This window comes from Roseivivax lentus (genome assembly GCF_900156805.1).
Lineage (GTDB): Bacteria > Pseudomonadota > Alphaproteobacteria > Rhodobacterales > Rhodobacteraceae > Roseivivax > Roseivivax lentus.
Genome location: NZ_FTOQ01000002.1, coordinates 591300 through 611224 on the forward strand (window position 1 = coordinate 591300; position 19925 = coordinate 611224).

Annotated in this window: 17 protein-coding genes; 9 read left to right on the plus strand and 8 right to left on the minus strand. The window is 66.6% G+C overall.

Features of this window, described 5'->3' with window-relative positions:
• Positions 1-11 precede the first annotated feature (11 nt).
• The gene (gene hisI / locus BW990_RS06505; protein ID WP_076446148.1) at positions 12-374 is read left to right on the plus strand and encodes a phosphoribosyl-AMP cyclohydrolase; all 363 of its coding nucleotides are present in this window, start codon (positions 12-14) and stop codon (positions 372-374) included.
• A 10-nt stretch (positions 375-384) separates the two neighbouring features.
• Here hisI and gluQRS read toward each other — a convergent pair whose 3' ends face one another.
• From gluQRS to BW990_RS06525, 4 genes are read right to left on the minus strand one after another with little or no spacing between them, the layout of a single operon-like run.
• Positions 385-1245 carry a tRNA glutamyl-Q(34) synthetase GluQRS gene (gluQRS, locus tag BW990_RS06510; RefSeq protein WP_076446150.1) on the minus strand — a complete coding sequence of 287 codons (861 nt, stop codon included), beginning with the start codon at positions 1243-1245 and terminating at the stop codon, positions 385-387.
• Positions 1245-1448 (minus strand): hypothetical protein, encoded by a 204-nt coding sequence (locus BW990_RS06515; protein ID WP_076446152.1) that lies wholly within the window; start codon positions 1446-1448, stop codon positions 1245-1247. Before BW990_RS06515 ends, gluQRS begins: the two co-directional genes overlap by 1 nt.
• A 5-nt stretch (positions 1449-1453) precedes the next feature.
• Positions 1454-2830, minus strand: coding sequence for a methylenetetrahydrofolate--tRNA-(uracil(54)-C(5))-methyltransferase (FADH(2)-oxidizing) TrmFO (gene trmFO / locus BW990_RS06520; protein WP_076446154.1), 1377 nt, complete (start codon positions 2828-2830; stop codon positions 1454-1456).
• Between the two features lie 54 nt (positions 2831-2884).
• Complete coding sequence (locus BW990_RS06525; protein WP_076446156.1) at positions 2885-3673, minus strand: enoyl-CoA hydratase; 789 nt, start codon at positions 3671-3673, stop codon at positions 2885-2887.
• Positions 3674-3759: 86 nt separating this feature from the next.
• On the opposite strand from BW990_RS06525, the gene BW990_RS06530 reads away from it, so the two are divergent.
• Positions 3760-4158, plus strand: coding sequence for a PaaI family thioesterase (locus BW990_RS06530; protein ID WP_083950502.1), 399 nt, complete (start codon positions 3760-3762; stop codon positions 4156-4158).
• A 224-nt stretch (positions 4159-4382) separates the two neighbouring features.
• Here the strand turns inward: BW990_RS06530 and BW990_RS06535 are convergent, their stop codons facing one another.
• On the minus strand, positions 4383-5288 hold the full coding sequence (locus tag BW990_RS06535; protein ID WP_076446160.1) for a LysR family transcriptional regulator: 906 nt from the start codon (positions 5286-5288) through the stop codon (positions 4383-4385).
• Between the two features lie 165 nt (positions 5289-5453).
• On the opposite strand from BW990_RS06535, the gene BW990_RS06540 reads away from it, so the two are divergent.
• From BW990_RS06540 to argC, 3 genes are all read left to right on the plus strand, one after another.
• Complete coding sequence (locus BW990_RS06540) at positions 5454-8876, plus strand: indolepyruvate ferredoxin oxidoreductase family protein (RefSeq protein ID WP_076446162.1); 3423 nt, start codon at positions 5454-5456, stop codon at positions 8874-8876.
• A 151-nt stretch (positions 8877-9027) separates the two neighbouring features.
• Positions 9028-9840 carry a glutamate racemase gene (locus tag BW990_RS06545; protein ID WP_076446164.1) on the plus strand — a complete coding sequence of 271 codons (813 nt, stop codon included), beginning with the start codon at positions 9028-9030 and terminating at the stop codon, positions 9838-9840.
• Between the two features lie 54 nt (positions 9841-9894).
• On the plus strand, positions 9895-10923 hold the full coding sequence (gene argC / locus BW990_RS06550; protein ID WP_076446165.1) for an N-acetyl-gamma-glutamyl-phosphate reductase: 1029 nt from the start codon (positions 9895-9897) through the stop codon (positions 10921-10923).
• Here the strand turns inward: argC and BW990_RS06555 are convergent.
• Entirely contained in the window at positions 10914-11540 is a 627-nt protein-coding gene (locus BW990_RS06555) for a thiamine phosphate synthase (RefSeq protein WP_076446167.1), read from the minus strand. The two genes, argC and BW990_RS06555, sit on opposite strands and share 10 nt — an antisense overlap.
• Before the next feature lie 325 nt (positions 11541-11865).
• On the opposite strand from BW990_RS06555, the gene BW990_RS06560 reads away from it, so the two are divergent.
• The 3 genes from BW990_RS06560 to BW990_RS06570 all read left to right on the plus strand — a co-directional run bounded on the left by BW990_RS06560 (position 11866) and on the right by BW990_RS06570 (position 15296).
• Complete coding sequence (locus BW990_RS06560; protein ID WP_076446169.1) at positions 11866-12615, plus strand: RNA methyltransferase; 750 nt, start codon at positions 11866-11868, stop codon at positions 12613-12615.
• A 63-nt stretch (positions 12616-12678) separates the two neighbouring features.
• The gene (ctaA, locus tag BW990_RS06565) at positions 12679-13824 is read left to right on the plus strand and encodes a heme A synthase (protein ID WP_076446171.1); all 1146 of its coding nucleotides are present in this window, start codon (positions 12679-12681) and stop codon (positions 13822-13824) included.
• Positions 13821-15296, plus strand: coding sequence for a carboxypeptidase M32 (locus tag BW990_RS06570; RefSeq protein ID WP_076446174.1), 1476 nt, complete (start codon positions 13821-13823; stop codon positions 15294-15296). The genes ctaA and BW990_RS06570 overlap by 4 nt, the downstream gene beginning before the upstream one ends.
• 261 nt (positions 15297-15557) lie before the next feature.
• Here the strand turns inward: BW990_RS06570 and BW990_RS06575 are convergent, their stop codons facing one another.
• Together BW990_RS06575 and gyrA are read right to left on the minus strand one after the other, a co-directional pair.
• Positions 15558-16424: a LysR family transcriptional regulator gene (locus tag BW990_RS06575; RefSeq protein WP_076446176.1), complete on the minus strand. Its 867-nt coding sequence runs from the start codon at positions 16422-16424 to the stop codon at positions 15558-15560.
• 175 nt (positions 16425-16599) lie between these two features.
• Positions 16600-19326, minus strand: a complete 2727-nt coding sequence (gene gyrA / locus BW990_RS06580; protein ID WP_234990175.1) for a DNA gyrase subunit A — start codon at positions 19324-19326, stop codon at positions 16600-16602.
• A 234-nt stretch (positions 19327-19560) separates the two neighbouring features.
• On the opposite strand from gyrA, the gene BW990_RS06585 reads away from it, so the two are divergent.
• Positions 19561-19830, plus strand: coding sequence for an usg protein (locus BW990_RS06585; protein WP_076446180.1), 270 nt, complete (start codon positions 19561-19563; stop codon positions 19828-19830).
• Positions 19831-19925: the final 95 nt, after the last annotated feature.

The window sequence follows — 19925 nt, forward strand, 5'->3', positions numbered from 1 at the left end:
GGTTTCTTGCCATGACCTTCGATCCCGAGACCTTGGTCTATGACCAGCGCGGCCTTTTGCCGGCCATCGCGCAGGATGCAGAAACGGGCGAGGTCCTCATGCTGGCTTGGATGAACGCCGAGGCGGTGGCGAAAACGCTTGAAACACACCGCGTAACCTATTGGTCTCGATCGCGAAAAGCGTTCTGGGTGAAGGGCGAGACCTCGGGCCACACGCAAGAACTGGTCGAGATGCGCGTCGACTGCGACCGTGATTGCCTGCTGCTCCGTGTGCGACAAAGCGGCCCGGCCTGTCACACCAACCGGCGCAGCTGCTTCTATACTGCCATCGAACACGGCGCGGAACGCGAGTTGATGACGCCGATGGTCGAATGATATCAGGCCATTAGAGGCCGACTTTCGCGCGAATATCCGCAGGGGTCAGGCCCTCGTCGCGATAGGTCCGGATGGCACGGGCATCGTCGCGCTTGGCAAGCCGTTTGCCGGCGGCGTCGCGGATCAGGCGATGATGGTGGTAGATGGGTGAGGTAAAGCCCAGAAGGCGTTGAAGAAGAACGTGAATCGGCGTTGCTTCGAACAGGTCCTCGCCCCGGACCACATGGCTGACGCGTTGCTCGGCGTCGTCCACGACCACCGACAGATGATAGGACGTGCCCATGTCGCGCCGGGCCAGAACCACGTCTCCGGCGGCGCGCAGCAGGCTGTCGCCGGGGATGGCGATCTGCCCGGTTTCGCCGCCGGGGCCGCGGCCGGTTTCCTCATGGCGCAAAGGCGCATCCAGCACCGAGAGCGCGCGGGCCATGTCCAGCCGCAGCACCGCGCGGTCGGGCATCGGACCTTGCGGTGGCGCCTCCGGGCGGCAGGTGCCGGGATAGACGAGCCCGTCCGGCCCGACCGAGGGTTCGGCCCCTTCCTGCGGGGCGGATACGGCGTCCTGGATGTCCCGCCGCGTGCATGAACATGGATAGAGAAGCCCTCGGGACCAAAGGGTTTCGAGCGCCGCGCGATAGGCCGGAAGGCGCTCGGACTGGCGCATGACCGGCGCTTCCCAGTCCAGACCGAGCCAGCGCAGATCCTCGTAGATCAGGGCCTCCCATTCGGGGCGCGCGCGGCTCTGGTCGATATCCTCGATCCGCAGCAGAAAAGTGCCGCCAGCGGCCTGCGCCATGTCATGGGCCAGAAGCACCGAATAGGCGTGGCCGAGATGCAGCGGACCCGTGGGCGACGGCGCGAAGCGCGTGCGCATCAGGGGTCGCGGCGGCGCGCGCGGGCCTCTTCGCCGGATTGATAGATCAGGATCCAGGCCAGCAGGATGAACATCGGATGGGTCAGCCCGCCCGAGAAGATGATCGCGGGCACCCAGATGATGAAGACCACGATGGCGGTGATGATCCGGCCCGTGAGCAGGATCGACAACGGCGGCAGGAAAAGGGCGAGGACGTAGTTCATGGGCGTTACTCCGCGGCGGCGGCGGGCGCGCCCGCCTGATCGGACAACCAGCCCTGCCACGCGTATTTCGCGCGGTCGGTATAGGCCTTGTAGCGCTCGCGGCGTCCGCGCCGCCCGCCCTTGATTCCGGCGCTGTCGTCGAGCGGGCGGAACAGGCCGAAATTGACGTTCATCGGCTGGAAGGTCTTGGCCTCAGCGCCGCCGGTGATGTGGTGGACCAGCGCGCCATGGGCGCTGTCTTGGGGCACGGTGGCGAGCGGCTGGCCCAGTATCTCGGCAGCAGCCATGCGGCCCGCGAGAAGCCCCATCGCGGCGCTTTCCACGTAGCCCTCGACGCCGGTGATCTGGCCCGCGAAGCGGATATTCGGCTGCGATTTCAGCCGCATCTGGACATCCAGCAAGGTGGGCGAATTGAGGAAGGTGTTGCGGTGGATGCCGCCCAGCCGGGCAAAGCGCGCCTCTTCGAGGCCGGGGATCATCCGCAGCACCTCTTTCTGCGCGCCGTATTTCATCTTGGTCTGGAAGCCCACGATATTATAGAGCGTTCCCAAGGCGTTGTCGCGGCGCAGCTGCACGACGGCCCAGGGTTTCACATCCGGCTGATGCGGGTTCGTCAGGCCGACGGGCTTCATCGGACCGTGGCGCAGGGTTTCGCGGCCGCGCTCGGCCATGACCTCGATGGGCAGGCAGCCGTCGAAGTAGCCGGCGGTCTCGCCTTCGTGGAACTCGGTCTTGTCGGCGGCGATCAGCGCGTCGATGAACGCCTCGTAAGTGGTCTTGTCCATGGGACAATTCAGGTAGGCGCGCTGCTCTTCCTCGGTCTCGCCCTTGTCGTAGCGCGACTGCATCCAGGCCTTCGACATGTCGATGCTGTCGGCATAGAGGATCGGCGCGATGGCGTCGAAAAACGCGAGGCTTTCCTTGCCGGTGGCGCGCGCGATGGCACCGCCGAGCCCTTCGGAAGTGAGCGGCCCGGTGGCGATGATCCACTGTCCCTGATCGGGAAGCTCGGTCACTTCCTCGTAGCTGACCTCGATATTGGGATGGGCGTTGAGCGCCGCGGTGATCTGTTCCGAGAATGCCTCGCGGTCCACGGCCAGTGCGCCGCCGGCGGGCAGGCGGTGATCGTAAGCCGTTGAAATCACGAGACCGCCCGCCGCCTTCATTTCCCAATGAAGAAGGCCCACGGCGTTCTGTTCATGGTCGTCCGACCGGAACGAATTGGAACACACCATCTCGCCCAGTTTGCCGGTCTTGTGCGCGAAGGTCTCGACCTTGGGGCGCATCTCGTGGATCACCACGCGCAGCCCCAGATTGGCGGCCTGCCATGCGGCCTCGGACCCGGCCATGCCGCCGCCCACGATATGCAATGTCTCTGTCATGGCGCCGAGATAGTCATTCGCGCGGACCTTGTCACGGGGTGGTCAGCGCGCGCGTCACTCCTGCGACCAGGCGGGCGCGCGCTTTTCGAGGAAGGCCTGGATGCCTTCCTCGGTGTCGCGGTCGAGCATGTTGGTCACCATCACGTCGCCGGTATAGCGGTAGGCCTCGTCGAGGGGCATCCGCGCCTGGGCGTAGAAGGCTTCCTTGCCGATGCGCACGGCGGTGGCGAGCTTGGCCGCGACCGTCTCCGCAAGCTCGGTCGTGGCGCTGTCGAGCGCGTCCTCCGGCACCACGCGGTTCACGAGGCCCAACTCCTGCGCGCGGAAGGCATCGACGAAGGCACCGGTGGTCAGCATCTCGAAGGCGTGCTTGCGCGGGATGTTGCGGGTCAGCGCGACCATGGGCGTGGAGCAGAAGAGGCCGATATTCACCCCGTTCACGCCGAAGCGCGCGGTCTCGGCGGCGACGGCCATGTCGCAGGTCGCGACCAGCTGGCAGCCCGCGGCGGCGGCCAGTCCGTGCACCTGCGCGATCACCGGCTGCGGCAGGCGCTGCAGGCTCTGCATCATCGCCGCACAACGGTCGAAGAGATCGGCGAAGGCCGCGCGTCCCTTGTCGTCGCCGGCGCGCGCCGCGGTCATCTCTTTGAGGTCGTGGCCCGCGCAGAAGGCCCGGCCCGCGCCCTTGATGACCACCACGCGGATGCTGCGATCTTCGGCCAGCCGGGCGATTTCCTCGGACAGGGCGGCGAGCATCGCGTCGGACAGGGGGTTGAGCTTGTCGGGCTGGTTCAGCGTCAGATGCGCCACCGGTCCGATGTCGTTGCGTAACAGATGCGCCATCTTGCCCTCCGCTCGTGTCGGCGGCAGCTTAAGGGTCCGAGAGACGGGAGGAAAGCCGGGTGACGATAAAGATTTCCGCCGACGAGATGGCGGTGTTTCTGGACGAGGTCTTTCCGCAGGTGCGGGGCATGTTCGGCATCGACCGTCTGGACGAGGAGCTGCTGGTGATGCGGCTTTTCGCGCATGAGCGGCATCTGCGCCCGGGCGGCACGGTGTCGGGGCCCGCGATGTTCAGCCTCGCGGACGTGTCGGCCTACGTCGCGACCATGGCGCGGATCGGGCGCGAGGCGCTGGCGGTGACCACCAACTGCTCCATCGATTTCATGCGCAAGCCGGTGGCGGGGCAGGACGTGCTGGCCGAATGCCGCGTGCTGAAGCTGGGCCGGGCGCTGTCGGTCTGCGATGTGCTGTTGTTCTCGGAGGGGCAGGCGGCGCCGGTGGCGCGGGCGAATCTGACCTATTCCCTGCCGCCCGCGAAGGGCTGAGCCCGCCCCGGTCCGGCAGCCGGGGTGTCAACCGCTTGGGCCAGCGGCAAAAAAAAAGGCCGAGCACAAAGCTCGGCCGAAGTCCAACAGGGAGGTATGAAGATGATGCGCTGTGCAGCGTCTCATCGCCATAACGATGAAATAGTTGGCAGGGTTGAGTCGATCAAGCCAGAACATGCCGCAGGTGCAACATGCCCGCTATGCTGTGGCGTCATGGCTGCAGGTCAGATGGCTCCCATGGCCTTGCGGGTCTTGCGATGGGCGATGATTTCGTCCTGAACGAAGTCACGGAAGGCCTCTATGCGTTTGGAATGGCGCAATTCTTCCGGATATGCCAGAAAAACGGGCACCTCGATGCTCTCCACGTCGGGCAAAACCCGCACGACCGAGGGGAAATCCTCGATGATGTAGTCGGGCAACACGCCGATGCCGAGATTGGACATCACCGCCTGCAGTACGCCGAAATAGTTGTTGACCGACAGCGTCGCCTGGATGTCGTGCGTCAGCAATTGCTGGACGAGCTGCAGACCCGCGGAGACCTGCGCCGAGCGGGTGTTCTGACAGATCAGCCGGTGCGAGGCCATGTCGTCGAGCGATTTGGGCGCGCCGTTCTTCTCGATATATTCCTCGGAGGCGTAGAGCCGCATGCGGATGTTCATCAGCCGCTTGCGGATGAGGTCGGCCTGCGACGGCTCCTTCATGCGGATCGCCACATCCGCCTCGCGCATGGGCAGGTCCAGCACGCGCTCTTCGAGCATCAGGTCGATATTGAGGTCGGGATACTTGTCGTAGAGCTTCGACAGGCGCGGCGCGAGCCAGAGCGACCCGAAGCCCGTCGTCGTGGTCACGCGCAATTCGCCGAAGACTTCCTCTTCGCTGTCGCGGATGCGCGCGGTGGCGGCGTCGATGCGCTTGACCATCGCGACCGTCGCATCGAACAGCAATTCGCCCTGTTCGGTGAGAATCAGCCCGCGCGCATGGCGGTGGAACAGCGTGGTATCGAGCGATTCCTCCAGCGACCGGATCTGCCGGGACACCGCCGATTGCGACAGGTGCAGCGCATCCCCGGCATGGGTGAGGCTGCCCGCATCCGCAACCGCGTGAAAGATTCTGAGCTTATCCCAGTCCATGCGTCGTGCTTTCGGTTGTCTTGCCGTCTGATGTCGAAACTTTGTTGGATGGTACGGACCTAGTGCACAAAACTGTTAAAGTTCCAGTGAAAACGCTATGCGGGTCAGATATTTTGACCTAAAATCGGTCGTGAAGCCCGCACATTTGGCGACTGGAGGCGCAGAATGTCGAAGCATCGGATTTCTCTTGAAGATCGGTTCGACCTGCAATCGGAGCAGGTTCTGCTGAACGGCACGCAGGCGCTTGTGCGGCTCATGCTGACACAGGCCGCGCGCGACCGCGCTGCGGGGCTGAATACCGCCGGATATGTCACCGGGTATCGCGGCTCGCCCCTGGGCGCGGTCGACCTGCAAATGAACAAGGCCGCCCGGCACCTGGAGGCCGCCAATGTCCGTTTCCAGGAGGGCCTGAACGAGGATCTGGCGGCGACCGCGCTCTGGGGCAGCCAGCAGGCGGAACTGCGCGGCGAGGGGAAGTATGACGGGGTTTTCGGGCTCTGGTACGGCAAGGGGCCGGGGGTCGACCGGTCGGGCGACGTGATGCGGCACGCCAACATGGCGGGCACCTCGCCCCATGGCGGCGTGCTGATGGCCATGGGCGACGATCACACGGGCGAATCCTCCACCGTGCTGCACCAGTCCGAATGGGCGATGGTCGATGCCTACATGCCGGTCGTCTCGCCCGCGGGCGTGCAGGAAATCCTCGATTACGGCATCTACGGCTACGCGTTGTCGCGGTATTCCGGCCTCTGGGTCGGTCTCAAGACCATGAAGGACACGGTCGAGGCGACGGCGGTGGTCGATGGCCGCGTGGACCGCGTCGCGCTGACCACGCCGGCTGATTTCGCCATGCCCGAAGGCGGGCTGAACATCCGCCTGATCGACACGCCGCACGCGCAGGAAGCGCGGATGATCGACTACAAACGCTTCGCCGCCGAGGCGTTCAGCCATGCCAACCGGATGGACAAGCGCGTCTGGGGCAAGGCCGGGGCCAAGATCGGCTTCGTCGCGGCGGGCAAGAACTGGCTCGACCTCGTGCACGCGCTGTCGCTTCTCAATATCGACGAGGCCGAGGCCGAGCGGCTGGGCCTCACCACCTACAAGATCGGGCAGACCTTCCCGCTCGACATGCAGGGCTTTCACGACTGGGCCGAGGGGCTCGATCTGATCGTCATCGTCGAGGAAAAGCGCAAGCTCATCGAGGTGCAGGTCAAGGAGGCGATCTTCGACGACCGCCGTGGCCGCCGCGTCTATGGCTGGTACAAGGGCGGCGCGGGCGGCATGCACCGCGAGGAGCTGTTCCCGACCCGCGGCGCGCTCGATCCGGTCTGGATCGCCGAGAAGCTGGGCGGCATCCTGCTGGAAGAGGGCCGCGAGACGGACGGCATCAAGGCCGGGCTCGCGCAGCTGGCCGAGGCCCGCCGCGCCGACAATGCCGAGGAGATCGCGGCCCGGCTGCCGTATTTCTGCTCGGGTTGCCCGCATAATACCTCGACCAAGGTGCCCGAGGGCAGCCGCGCCTATGCCGGGATCGGCTGTCACTACATGGTCCAGTGGATGGACCGCCAGACGACGGGCTTCACCCATATGGGCGCCGAGGGCGCGAACTGGATCGGCGAGGCGCCGTTCTCGAGGACCGAGCACGTCTTCCAGAACCTGGGCGACGGCACCTACAACCATTCGGGCGTGCAGGCGATCCGGGCGGCCCTCGCGGCGGGCACCAACATCACCTACAAGATCCTCTACAACGACGCGGTCGCCATGACCGGCGGGCAGAAGAACGAAGGCGGCCTGACCCCCGACCGCATCGCCCGCGAGCTCGAGGCGATGGGCGTGCCGCGGATCGAGGTGGTGTTCGACGAGAAGGAAGAGCCGCTGCGCGACGGCTTCCCCCCGACCGTGGGATGGAGCAGCCGCGAGCATCTCGACACGATCCAGAAGGAGCTGCGGGAGGCCAAGGGCGTCTCGGCGATCATCTACGTGCAGACCTGCGCGGCCGAGAAGCGCCGCCGCCGCAAGCGCGGCCAGTTTCCCGACCCCGACCGGCGCGTCTTCATCAACACCGATGTCTGCGAGGGCTGCGGCGATTGCGGCGTGCAGTCCAACTGCGTCTCGATCGTGCCGGTGGAGACCGAGTTCGGGCGCAAGCGCGCCATCGACCAATCGTCCTGCAACAAGGATTTCTCCTGCCTCAAGGGCTTCTGCCCGTCCTTCGTGACCCTCGAGGGCGCGCATCGCAAGAAGGGCGGCGGCACCGGGCTCGACCTGCCGCATCTGCCCGAGCCCGAGCTGCCGCAGATCGACAAGACCTGGAACATGGTCGTAACCGGCGTCGGCGGCACCGGCGTCGTGACCGTGGGCGCGGTGCTGGCGCAGGCCGCGCAGATCGCGGGCAAGGGCGCGGGCATGATGGAGATGGCCGGTCTGGCCCAAAAGGGCGGCGCGGTGCATATCCACCTGCGGCTCGCCGAGCGTCCCGACGACATCAGCGCGATCCGGGTCGCGACCGGCGAGGCCGATGCGCTCATCGGCGGCGATCTGGTGGTCTCGGCGGGGGCGAAGACGCTGGGACTGACCGCCGAGGGCCGCACCGGTGCCGTGGTGAACAGCCACGAGATCATCACCGGCGATTTCACCCGCGACACCGAGTTCACGCTGCCCGCAGACCGGCTGCGCCTGTCGCTCGAGCGGCGGATGGGCGCGCGCGCCACCTTCTTCGACGCGACCGAGCTCGCGCGCGTGGTGATGGGCGATTCGATCTATTCCAACACGATGATCCTTGGCGCGGCCTGGCAGAACGGGCTCATCCCGCTGCCCCAGCAGGCGATCGAGGACGCGATGCGCCTCAACGGGGCCGCGGTGGAAAAGAACCTCGAGGCCTTCGCCATCGGGCGCTGGGCGGCGCTGCATCCCGAGGAGGCGGCAGCGCGCGTCGCCGCCAATGTCGTGCAGAAGCCGAAGACGCTCGAAGAGCGGATCGAGGTGCGCGCGGCCCATCTGACCGCCTACCAGTCGGCGCGGCTCGCGCGGCGCTACCGCAAGCTTGTGGACCAGGCCGGCGAGGCGCGCCTGCGCGAGGCCGTCGCCAAGGGCTACCACAAGCTTCTGTCCTACAAGGACGAATACGAGGTCGCCCGCCTGCATCTCGCGACCCGGGCGAAAGCCGCCGAGCAGTTCGACGGCGATATCACCATGACCTTCCATCTCGCCCCGCCGCTTCTGTCGAAGACGGGCCCCGACGGTCGCCCGCAGAAGAAGGAATACGGCGCGTCGATGCTGCGCAATTTCCGTCTTCTGGCAAAGCTCAAGGGCCTGCGCGGCACGCCCCTCGATCCTTTCGGCTATACCGCCGAACGCCGGGCCGAACGCGCGCTCATCCGGCAATACGAACGCGACATGGCCGAGTGGCTGCCGCAGGCCGATGCCGCGCGGATGGACGCGCTGGTGGCACTGGCCGAGCTGCCCCTGCAGATCCGCGGTTTCGGGCCGGTGAAGATGGCCAATCTCGCCCGCGCCGAAAAGCGCCGGGAAGAGCTGCTGGCGGCCCTCTCCGAACCGGCGGCACCGATGCGTCAGGCGGCGGAGTAAACCCTCAAGGCGCATGGATTTTTCCCGCGATCCGCCGTAAGAGCGAAACCAATGCCGCAGGGGCCTCCTGCAGGCGCGCCGTGGCGGGACGGAAAGCCGCAGGCGCGCATGCGGGCTAAGCCCCTGATCTGCCGCGTGAAAGGGACGGGCCATGGCCATCGGGGTTTTCGATTCGGGTTTGGGCGGGCTCACCGTGCTCGACGCGGTCAGCAAGCGTCTGCCGGACACGCCGCTCATCTATCTCGGCGACAATGCCCACACGCCCTACGGCGTGCGCGAGGCCGATGACATCTACGACCTGACCACCAAGGGTGTCGAGCGGCTCTGGCAGGAGGGCTGCGATCTGGTCATCCTCGCCTGCAACACCGCCTCGGCGGCGGCCCTCCGGCGCATGCAGGAATCCTGGGTGCCGCGCGACAAGCGCGTGCTCGGGGTCTTCGTGCCGCTGATCGAGGCGCTCACCGAACGGCAATGGGGCGACAATTCGCCCCCGCGCGAGGTGGCGGTGAATTCCGTGGCGCTTTTTGCCACGCCCGCCACCGTGCGCAGCCGGGCCTTCCAGCGGGAGCTTTCGTTCCGCGCCGTGGGCGTCGATGTCGAGGCGCAGGCCTGCGGCGGGCTCGTCGATGCGATCGAGGAGGGCGACATGATCCTCGCCGAGGCGCTGGTGCGCTCCCACGTGGACGCGCTCAAGCGCAAGATGCCCGAACCCGACGCCGCGATCCTGGGCTGCACGCATTATCCGCTGATGGAAGACGTCTTCCGCGACGCGCTGGGGCCCGACGTATCGGTCTATTCCCAGCCCTCGGTGGTGGCCGAAAGCCTGGCCGATTACCTCGCGCGCCATCCCGAAATGGCCGGCAAGGGCGCGGAGACGAAATTCCTGACCACCGGCGATCCGCGCAAGGTCTCGGGCCAGGCCACGACCTTTTTGCGACGACGGATCGCCTTCGAGGCGGCCTGAGCCGCCCGATCCATCCAACCCTTTTTTCTTTTCGTTCCTGACAGGAGCCCCGCCATGCCGTACAAAATCGCCATCATCGGAGCCTCGGGCTATACCGGCGCCGAACTTCTGCGCATCATCGCGACCCATCTCGAGCTGGAGGTCGCGGCCCTCGCCGCCAATTCCAAGGCCGGGCAGACCATGGCCCAGGTCTTTCCGCATCTGCGCCATCTCGACCTGCCGACCCTCGTGACCTGGGAAGAGATCGACTTCTCGCAGATCGACCTGTGCTTCTGCGCGCTGCCGCACAAGACGAGCCAGGAGGTCATTTCCCGGCTGCCCGGGCATCTGAAGATCGTCGATCTTTCGGCGGACTTCCGGCTGCACGATCCGGGCGCCTACAAGCGCTGGTATGGCAACGATCACGCCGCGCCCGAGATGCAGAAAGAGGCGGTCTACGGCCTGACCGAGTTCTACCGCGCCGAGATCGCCGCGGCGCGGCTGGTCGCGGGCACCGGCTGCAATGCGGCCACGGGGCAATTTATGCTGCGCCCGCTGATCGCGGGCGGCGTGATCGGGCTCGACGACATCATCCTCGATCTGAAATGCGGGGTGTCGGGGGCAGGGCGGTCGCTGAAGGAAAACCTGCTGCATGCGGAGCTTTCCGAGGGCACGCATGGCTACGCGGTGGGCGGTACGCACCGGCATCTGGGCGAGTTCGACCAGGAGTTCTCCGCCCTCGCGGGCCGCGATGTGAAAATCCAGTTCACCCCGCATCTGCTGCCGATCAACCGCGGTATCCTCGCCACCGGCTACGTGTCGGGCGAGGCGCAGGCGGTGCATGCGGCCCTTGCCGCGGCCTATGCCGACGAGCCCTTCATCGAGGTGCTGCCCATGGGCGAGACACCGTCGACGCATCATGTCCGCGGCTCGAATTTCTGCCATATCGGGGTGGCGGGCGACCGCATCCCGGGCCGCGCCATCGTGGTGGCGGCGCTCGACAACCTGACCAAGGGCTCGTCAGGCCAGGCCGTGCAGAACGCCAACCTGATGCTCGGGATCGCCGAGACGACGGGGCTGATGTTCGCGCCCTGTTATCCCTGATCCATCGCCGCGATCAGGGCGCCGAGGGCCCCCGCGGGGTCCTCGGTGCGCCAGATCTCCTCGCCCACCGAGAAGAAATCGACGACCGGTGCGAGGTCGCGGATGACGGCCTCGGTCAGCCCGCCTTCGGCCACGACCGGCAACTCGATCATCTGCGACCACCATTCGAACAGCTCGCGTTCGGCGACCGAGCCATCGCCGAGCGCGGTCTCCGCCACCGGCCCGAAGGCCACGTAATCGGCGCCCGCCTCGCCCGCATTCATGCCGTCATGGCGCGACGTGCCGCAGAAGGCGCCGACGATGGCGTCTGGGCCAAGCTCCTTGCGGGCGGCGCGCACCGACCGGCCGCCATCGGGAAAATGCACCCCGTCGAGGCCCAGCCGCTCGGCCAGAACGATATGGGTGTCGATCACCAGCGCCACGTCATGGGCATGGGCGACCTCGCGCACCGCATCGGCGGCGCGCAGCAGCGTGTCCTCGTCGCGGGTGGCGAGGCTGAGGCGCAGGCAGGCCACCGCATGGGCATCGAGAACCGCCGCCAGACGGTCCGGGAAGGCCATCAGGTCGATATCGGGCGGGGTGACGAGGTAGATTTGCGGGCGGTCGTCCTCGGCCATGGCGCGGGGGTCCTTCGTTCGTTTCCGCCGTCATATCCGAGGCTTGGCGCGGATGCCAGCGGGGCCGTCGCCGCATTGGCCTGCCGGGGCGCGGGATTGCGCCGCCGCGGTCGCGTTTTTTCGGAAAGGTGAAGCGCAAAGGGGCGTCCCCGGGATCGCCGGCAGGGCGCGGGCGGCGGGGTGGGGAGCCGTGGCATCCTCAAGGGCGGCACGCCGCCCGGGACCGCGCGCGTTTTCGCGGAACGCCGCGACCGGGGTCCGCCTGCGATCTTGCGGGCGCGGGCGCGGCGCCGTAGATGCGGGCCGCAAGCCGCAAGGAGCCGTCATGCCCACCCCACCCGCATCCCAGCCCGCCTTCGTCCTCGTTGAGCCGCAGATGGGCGAGAATATCGGCGCCGCGGCGCGGGCGATGTGGAATTTCGGGCTCGACCGGATGCGCCTCGTGGCGCCGCGCGACGGCTGGCCCAATCCCAAGGCCGTGGCGATGGCCTCGGGCGCGGGGCGGCTTCTGGACGCGGCGCAGGTCTTCGAGACGACCGCCGAGGCGGTGGGCGAGGCCGATTTCGTGCTGGCCACCACCGCGCGGCCGCGCGGCCTGACGAAACCCGTCTATTCCCCCGAGGCGGCCATGGCCGAGATCGCCGCGCGCATCCGGGACGGGCAGAAGGCCGCGGTGCTCTTCGGTCCCGAACGCGCGGGTCTCGAGAACAGCGATATCGCGCTGGCCAACGGCATCATCTCGGTGCCGGTGAACCCCGATTTCCCGTCGCTGAACCTTGCGCAATGCGTGCTGCTGACGGGCTATGAATGGCGCCGCGCGACAAGCGAGGTTACGCCCCGGACCGTCGAGATGGCCGGAACCGAATGGGCCAACCAGGCCGAGATCGACGCGTTGTCGCGCCATTACGAGGAGCGCATGGAGGAGGCCGGGTTCTTCTTTCCCGACCACAAGGCCGAAACCATGAAGCGCAACCTGCGCAACCTCTGGAGCCGCATGCCGTTGACCCGGTCGGACGTGCAGACCTTCCACGGCATGCTGCGTCAAATAGTGCGGTGGAAAGACCGGGGCGGCTGACTTGAAGCGCCCCGGCGCGAGGCATAGTGTCTGGCGCGACACGACAAGAGGTGCGCAAGCCGCATGAGCAAATCCCGCAAGCTGTTCGAGGAGGTGGGCGCAGAGACGCCCGCCCGGACCCCCCGCGAGACCGGGTTGATCGACAAGGGCCGCCGCGGCGCGCGCGGTGCGATCCGCATCTGGCTGATGATGCTGTTCGTGCTGGTGATGGCGATGATCGTGGTGGGCGGTCTGACGCGGCTGACCGATAGCGGACTGTCGATCACCGAATGGGCACCGGTATCGGGCGCGCTGCCGCCGATGAGCGACGCCGCCTGGCAATCCGAATTCGACAAGTATCGCGCGATCCCGGAATACCGGCTGCAGAATGTCGGCATGTCGATGGCCGAGTTCAAGGTCATATATTGGTGGGAATGGGGTCACCGGCAGCTTGGCCGCTTCGTGGGGCTGGTCTGGGCGCTGGGCTTCGTGGGCTTCCTCGTGACCCGCAAGATCCCGCCGGGCTGGACCGGGCGGCTTCTGATGCTGGGCGCGCTGGGCGGACTGCAGGGGGCGATCGGCTGGTGGATGGTGGCCTCGGGCCTCACCGGCGACCGGATCGACGTGGCAAGCTACCGGCTGGCCACCCATCTGGGCCTCGCCTTCGTCATCCTCGGCGTCATCGCCTGGTTCACCTTCCAGCTCGGCCGGTCCGAGGGCGACCTGATGCAGCAGCGCCGCGTGCGGGAGGGCAAGCTCTTCTCGATGTCCACGGGGCTCATGCACTTCACCTTCCTGCAGATCCTGCTCGGCGCGCTGGTGGCGGGGATCGATGCGGGGCGGAATTACACCGACTGGCCGCTGATGGCGGGCGGAATCTTCCCGCCGACCCCGTTCGAGATCGAGCCGCTCTGGCGCAATTTCTTCGAGAATTCCGGCACGGTGCAGTTCATGCACCGCGTCGCGGGCTACCTGTTGATGGCGTTCGGCGTGGTGGTCTGGCTGCGCGCGCGCCGCTCGCCCAATGCCGAGACGCGCTTCCGGTTCAACGCGGTGCTGGCGATGATGGTGGTGCAGATGGTCCTCGGCATCGTCACGGTGATCTACGGCGCGCCCCTCGAGATTGCCATCGTGCACCAGCTTGGTGCGGTGCTGCTGTGGGTGCTGGTCATCCGGGCGCGCTTCGGCGCAGGGTATCCGAAATCCCAATCCCTGCGAGGCCCTGCATGAGCGATCCCTTTTCCGACCTGATGGCCTTCCAGCGCGAGACGGAGGCGCTGTCACAGGTCGCGGGGCGTCTTTCCTGGGATCAGGAAACGGTGATGCCGCGCGGGGCCGCCGCGCAGCGGTCCGACGAGATGGCGGCGATCGAGGGCGTGCTGCATGCCCGCCGGACCGATCCGCGCGTGGGCGAGTGGCTGGCGGCGATCGACGGGGCCGCGCTCGATCCAGCGGGGCAGGCCAATCTGCGCCATATCCGCCGCAGCTACGACCGCACCATGAAGGTGCCCGCGAAGCTGGCCGCGGCGCTGGCGCGGCTCACTTCGGTGGCGCAGGGCGTCTGGGCCGAGGCGCGGGCCAATGACGATTTCGCGGCCTTCGCACCCACCCTGCGCGAGGTTCTGGCGCTGAAGCGCGAGGAGGGCGCGGCGCTGGCGGATGGCGGCAATGTCTACGACGCGCTGCTCGACGATTACGAACCGGGCGCCACCGCCGAGAGCCTCGAGGCGATGTTCGGCGCGCTGCGCCCGCGGCTCGTGGCCCTGCGCGACAAGGTGCGGGGCCGTCCGGCCCCCGCCGCGCTGAGCGGGCAATTCGACGAGGCGGCGCAGATGAAGCTGGCCCGCCACATCGCCCGGACCTTCGGCTACGACATGAGCCGGGGCCGGGTCGACAAGGCCGTGCATCCCTTCTCCTCCGGCTCGGGCAACGATGTGCGGATCACCACGCGCACCGCCGCCGAGGACCCGTTCAACTGCCTCTACTCGACGATCCACGAGGTGGGCCATGCGAGCTACGAGCAGAATATCGACGCCGCGCATCTGCTGACGCCGGTGGGCGCCGGGGTGTCGATGGGCGTGCATGAAAGCCAGAGCCGCATCTACGAGAACCAGCTTGGCCGCAGCCGGGCCTTCTGCGGCTACCTCTTCGGCCAGATGCGGGAGACCTTCGGCGATATCGGCATCGCGGATGCGGAGGCCTTCTACGGCGCCGTGAACCGGGTGCATGGCGGCTTCATCCGCACCGAGGCGGACGAGGTGCAGTATAACCTGCATGTGCTTCTGCGCTTCGACCTGGAGCGCGCGCTCATTGCCCGCGACCTCGAGGTCGATGACCTGGAGGCGGCCTGGAACGACCGGTTCGAGGCGGATTTCGGCTACAAGGTGGACCGCGCGTCGAATGGCGTGCTGCAGGATGTGCATTGGTCGGTGGGGCTGTTCGGCTATTTCCCGACCTACACGCTGGGCAATGTCTATGCGGGCTGTCTGCATGCGGCCCTGCGCGCGGCGCGGCCCGAGCTTGACGCGGAATTGTCCTCGGGCGACCTCGCCGGGGCGACGGAATGGCTGCGCGCGCACGTGCAGGTCCATGGCGGGCTCTACGAGCCGCGCGCCCTGATCGAACGGGCGACCGGACGCGCGCCCGACGAGGGGCCGCTTCTCGATTATCTCGAAGAGAAGTTCACGGCGATCTACGGATGAAAAAAGCGCGGCCCTGAGGCCGCGCAGTCTACGGTGTGCCCGTTGCGATGCCGTGGCATCTATGAGGGTCCGGAGCGGCCTCCGAAAAGCTTGCACCGCGCCCGCTGCAGAGGGAAACACCACGGCGAGGGCGGTTCGGGCGCGCGACGAGAGCAGCGGCGCCCCTACAACCTATCGGGGAATACTGGAACACGAGCGCGGGCGTTTCGCAAGCATCCGCGCATCAATCTCGGCTTTGCATTTTTCGCGAAACGTCGCGGCTCAGGCGGATTTCGGAACGCTCGTGCGCTGCTCCCGCTCGAGCGCGGAGAAGCAGGACATGATCCAGTCCACGACCCGGCGCATGACCGGATCGGAGCGGCGCGTCTCGTGGTACATCACCCAGAATTCCGCCGGATAGGACGGCATCGACTGGTCGAGATAGGTCAGTTCCGGATCGCGCAACGCCATGATATCGGGCAGGGGGCCGGGCAATCCGGTCGCGTGCACGAGCGCGTTGACGGCGGCGAAATTCTCCACCCGGACGCGGGGCGGGCGGCGGAACCGCTCGAATCCCATCTGCTGCGCGGGGACGTTCTCGAAGGTCTCCGACAGCCCGATCCAGTCGTCGAGCGCGCTGTCCGCCGAGACGGTGCGGAAGAAGTTGAAGTTCAGCGTGCCGGCTTTCCGGGTCATGATGCGCCCGGCTTCCGGGGCGCCCATCTGCACCACGATGTCGTGCTCGCCCAGCCCTTCGCGCAGAAGCCTGTCGCTGAAGGTCAGCGTTATCCCGTTCAACTCATTGAGGGATCTGGCGTAGCCCGGCACCAGCACCTGGGTCGTGACGATCTGCGGCGCGCCGAGGCTGATCGCGGCCTCGGTGAACGGATTTTCCAGATCCCGGGCATTGAGCGTGCTCTGCAATTCGCCGTCGAAGGTCTGCGCAAGCTCGATCAGCTTGGTCACCGAGGGCGAGGGCTGCCAGCCCGACGCGGTCTTGACGAAGGCCGCTTCGCCCAGCGTCTCCGACAGGCGGTCGATCCGACGCGACACGGTCGCGGTGTTCGTGCCGAGCATCTTCGCCGCGGCGGTCATTGTCCCGGTGCGCGACAGCGCCACGAGAAATCTCAGGTCGTCCCAATTGTCCATCTCGTCCCACCATCCGCGATGCCGACAGGTCCCGGCGACAGGCGCGGCTCCGGGTCGGGACTGCGCATCCGGCATCGGCGTCTTCCGAACCGCCGCATTCGAAAAAGGTAAATGCGAAATTGCGCATGCGCAATACGGTTCGGAATTGCCGTGCGGGAAGGTCGCGCAGTCCGACTCAGCTCTCGTCCGGGTCGTCTCCGTCGGAATCGGCGATCAGCCCGACCTCATCCTCCGGTTGATCAGCGATCCAGGCCACCGAGACGACCTCCTCGCCCTTGGCGGTGTTGAACACCCGCACGCCGCCCGCGGAGCGGGACCGGAACGAGATGCCTTCGACCGGCACGCGGATCGACTGGCCCTTCGAGGTGGCCAGCATGATCTGGTCGTCGAGATCGACCGGGAAGCAGGCCACGACCGGCCCGCCGCGCATCGCCTTGTCCATCGCCTGCACGCCCATGCCGCCGCGTCCGCGGATCGGGTAATCGTGGCTGGAGCTGAGCTTGCCCGCGCCCTCGCGGGTGATGGTCAGGATCAGGTTCTCCGCTGCCGACATCTCGGCGTAGAGCTCGGTCGAGAAGTTGGGATCGGCGACCACGCCCTCCTCGTCGCCGGCCTCGGCCTCGTCCGACAGGCCCGCCATGGCGCGGCGCATCTTGAGATAGGCGGTGCGTTCCTCGGGCGTGTAGCGCGAATGGCGGATCACCGCCATGGACACCACATGATCGTCGCCCGAAAGCTTGATGCCCCGGACGCCAGTGGATTTCCGGCCCTTGAAGACCCGCACATCGGTGGTGCGGAAGCGGATCGCGCGGCCCGAATCCGTGACCAGCATGATGTCGTCATCCTCGGACGCGATGCGCGCATTCACGAGGCTCACGCCCTCGCTCAGATCCATCGCGATCTTGCCGTTCCGCTTGACGTTGGTGAAGTCCGACAGCGCGTTGCGGCGCACATCGCCCGCCGAGGTGGCGAAGACGATCTGCAGATCGTCCCAGTCTTCCTCGTCACGGTCCACCGGCATGATCGCGGCGATCGACACGCCCGTCGGAATCGGCAGGATGTTGACGATGGCCTTGCCCTTCGAGGTGCGCCCGCCCAGGGGCAGACGCCAGGTCTTGAGCTTGTAGACCATGCCTTCTGTGGTGAAGACCAGAAGCTGCGTGTGGGTGTTGGCGACGAAGAGCGTGGTGACCGCGTCGTCATCCTTGAGCGTGCCGCCCGACAAGCCCTTGCCGCCGCGCTTCTGCGACCGGAAATCCGCAAGCGGCGTGCGCTTGATGTAACCGCCGGCGGTCACGGTGACGACCATGTCCTGACGCTCGATCAGGTCCTCGTCCTCCATGTCGCCCGACCAGTCGACGATCTCGGTCCGGCGCGGCACGGCGAAGAGCTCTTTCACCTCGCGCAGCTCGTCGGAGATGATCCCCATGATCCGCTCGCGGCTGCCGAGGATCTCCAGGTATTCCTTGATCTTGCCCGCCAGCTCCTCGAGCTCGTCGGTCACTTCCTTCACGCCGAGCTGCGTCAGGCGCTGCAGCCGCAGCTCGAGGATCGCGCGCGCCTGCGCCTCGGAAAGGTTGTAGGTGCCGTCGTCGTTCATCGTGTGCGTCGGATCGTCGATCAGCCGGATGAAGGGCGCGATCTCGCCCGCGGGCCAGCGCCGGGTCATCAGCTTCTCGCGCGCCTCGGCGGCGTCCTGGCTGGCGCGGATGGTGGCCACCACCTCGTCGACGTTCGACACCGCGACCGCGAGGCCGCAGAGGATGTGGCTGCGCTCGCGCGCCTTCCGGAGCAGATAGGCGGTGCGCCGCGCCACGACATCCTCGCGGAAGTCGATGAAGGACGTGAGGAAGCGCCGCAGCGTCAGCTGCTCGGGCTTGCCGCCATTGAGCGCCAGCATGTTGCAGCCGAAATAGGTCTGCATCGGGGTGAAGCGGAAGAGCTGGTTCAGCACCACGTCGGGCGTCGCGTCGCGCTTCAGCTCGACCACGACGCGCACGCCGTTGCGGTCGCTCTCGTCCTGCACATGGGCGATGCCCTCGATCTTCTTGTCGCGCGCGGCCTCGGCGATCTTCTCGATCATCGCGGACTTGTTCACCTGGTAGGGGATCTCGTCGATGACGATGGCATAGCGATCCTTGCGCAGCTCCTCGATCCGGGTCTTGGAGCGCACGATGACCGAGCCGCGTCCCTCGAGGTAAGCCTTCCGCGCGCCCGAGCGGCCCAGCATGATGCCGCCGGTGGGGAAATCGGGGCCAGGGATATACTCGATCAGCGCCTCGGAGCTCAGATCCGGCTCGTCGATCAGCGCCAGCGTCGCGTCGATCACCTCGCCCAGATTGTGCGGAGGGATGTTGGTGGCCATGCCGACGGCGATACCGCCCGCACCGTTGACCAGCATGTTCGGAAAGCGCGCGGGCAGGACCGTGGGTTCGCGGTCCTTGCCGTCGTAATTATCCTGGAAATCGACCGTGTCCTTGTCGATATCCGCCAGCACATAGGCCGCGGGCTTGTCCATGCGCACTTCGGTGTAGCGCATGGCCGCGGGGTTGTCCCCGTCCATGGAGCCGAAATTGCCCTGGCCGTCCAGCAGCGGCAACGACATGGAGAAATCCTGTGCCATCCGCACCAGCGCGTCGTAGATCGCGCTGTCGCCATGCGGGTGATACTTGCCCATCACGTCGCCCACGGGGCGGGCGGATTTGCGGTAGGACTTGTCATGCGTGTTGCCGGTCTCGTGCATCGCGTAGAGGATGCGCCGGTGCACCGGCTTCAGACCGTCGCGCAGGTCCGGAATCGCGCGGCTCACGATCACCGACATGGCATAATCGAGATAGGAGGATTTCATCTCCTGCTCGATCGAGATCGAGGGGCCGGTCTTCGGCGCCGGCGGAGGCGGCATATCGTCTGCGTTTTCAGGGGGTTCGGGCGTATCGGTCACGGGTAGGTCCGCCTGTCGTTTTTCTATATGTTGTTGCCGGGACTATAACAGAACGCAAGAGAGAGGCGCAATGCCGGAGCCGCCCGGCGCGCGGATTGGCAGCCATCGGGGCGCATTGATAACAACCTGTTTTTGTTGATTTTTAATGAAGATCGGGCAGGATTCTCCTCCGAGGCAAACGAGGAGAAAAACACGATGCCGCAAAGCGAGACGGAGTTGATGCTCAAGGGCTACGGTCTGACCACGGCCGAGATCTTCTATCGCATGCCGGATTACCGGAATGTGCTCAACACGTTCGTCTGGCAGGATTACGACCTGGCGCCGGATCACCCCAAGCTCTTCGACTTCATCGACTTCTGGCAATCCGAGATCGAGGGCCCGCTGCATTCGGTGCGCTTCACCCACCGCAAGATGATCTCGCCCGGGGAATGGCGCCATATCACCGGGGAGTTTTCCTACCACTAGGGGACGGGCAAGGGCGCGGCCCCCCTCACGATCGGACCGAAAATACCTCCGGGGGTTCGGGGGCGGAGCCCCCGACGGATCGGCGCGGGCTTGTC

Bases quoted from the DNA above. Each gene is read 5' to 3' on its own strand.
- BW990_RS06575 (WP_076446176.1), bottom strand. From the start codon at position 16,424: ATGGACAATTGGGACGACCTGAGATTTCTCGTGGCGCTGTCGCGCACC.
- BW990_RS06525 (WP_076446156.1), bottom strand. From the start codon at position 3,673: ATGGCGCATCTGTTACGCAACGACATCGGACCGGTGGCGCATCTGACG.
- BW990_RS06535 (WP_076446160.1), bottom strand. From the start codon at position 5,288: ATGGACTGGGATAAGCTCAGAATCTTTCACGCGGTTGCGGATGCGGGC.
- ctaA (WP_076446171.1), top strand. From the start codon at position 12,679: ATGAGCAAATCCCGCAAGCTGTTCGAGGAGGTGGGCGCAGAGACGCCC.
- BW990_RS06540 (WP_076446162.1), top strand. From the start codon at position 5,454: ATGTCGAAGCATCGGATTTCTCTTGAAGATCGGTTCGACCTGCAATCG.
- argC (WP_076446165.1), top strand. From the start codon at position 9,895: ATGCCGTACAAAATCGCCATCATCGGAGCCTCGGGCTATACCGGCGCC.
- BW990_RS06545 (WP_076446164.1), top strand. From the start codon at position 9,028: ATGGCCATCGGGGTTTTCGATTCGGGTTTGGGCGGGCTCACCGTGCTC.
- BW990_RS06560 (WP_076446169.1), top strand. From the start codon at position 11,866: ATGCCCACCCCACCCGCATCCCAGCCCGCCTTCGTCCTCGTTGAGCCG.
- BW990_RS06515 (WP_076446152.1), bottom strand. From the start codon at position 1,448: ATGAACTACGTCCTCGCCCTTTTCCTGCCGCCGTTGTCGATCCTGCTC.
- BW990_RS06555 (WP_076446167.1), bottom strand. From the start codon at position 11,540: ATGGCCGAGGACGACCGCCCGCAAATCTACCTCGTCACCCCGCCCGAT.
- BW990_RS06530 (WP_083950502.1), top strand. From the start codon at position 3,760: ATGGCGGTGTTTCTGGACGAGGTCTTTCCGCAGGTGCGGGGCATGTTC.
- gluQRS (WP_076446150.1), bottom strand. From the start codon at position 1,245: ATGCGCACGCGCTTCGCGCCGTCGCCCACGGGTCCGCTGCATCTCGGC.
- hisI (WP_076446148.1), top strand. From the start codon at position 12: ATGACCTTCGATCCCGAGACCTTGGTCTATGACCAGCGCGGCCTTTTG.
- BW990_RS06570 (WP_076446174.1), top strand. From the start codon at position 13,821: ATGAGCGATCCCTTTTCCGACCTGATGGCCTTCCAGCGCGAGACGGAG.
- trmFO (WP_076446154.1), bottom strand. From the start codon at position 2,830: ATGACAGAGACATTGCATATCGTGGGCGGCGGCATGGCCGGGTCCGAG.
- BW990_RS06585 (WP_076446180.1), top strand. From the start codon at position 19,561: ATGCCGCAAAGCGAGACGGAGTTGATGCTCAAGGGCTACGGTCTGACC.
- gyrA (WP_234990175.1), bottom strand. From the start codon at position 19,326: ATGCCGCCTCCGCCGGCGCCGAAGACCGGCCCCTCGATCTCGATCGAG.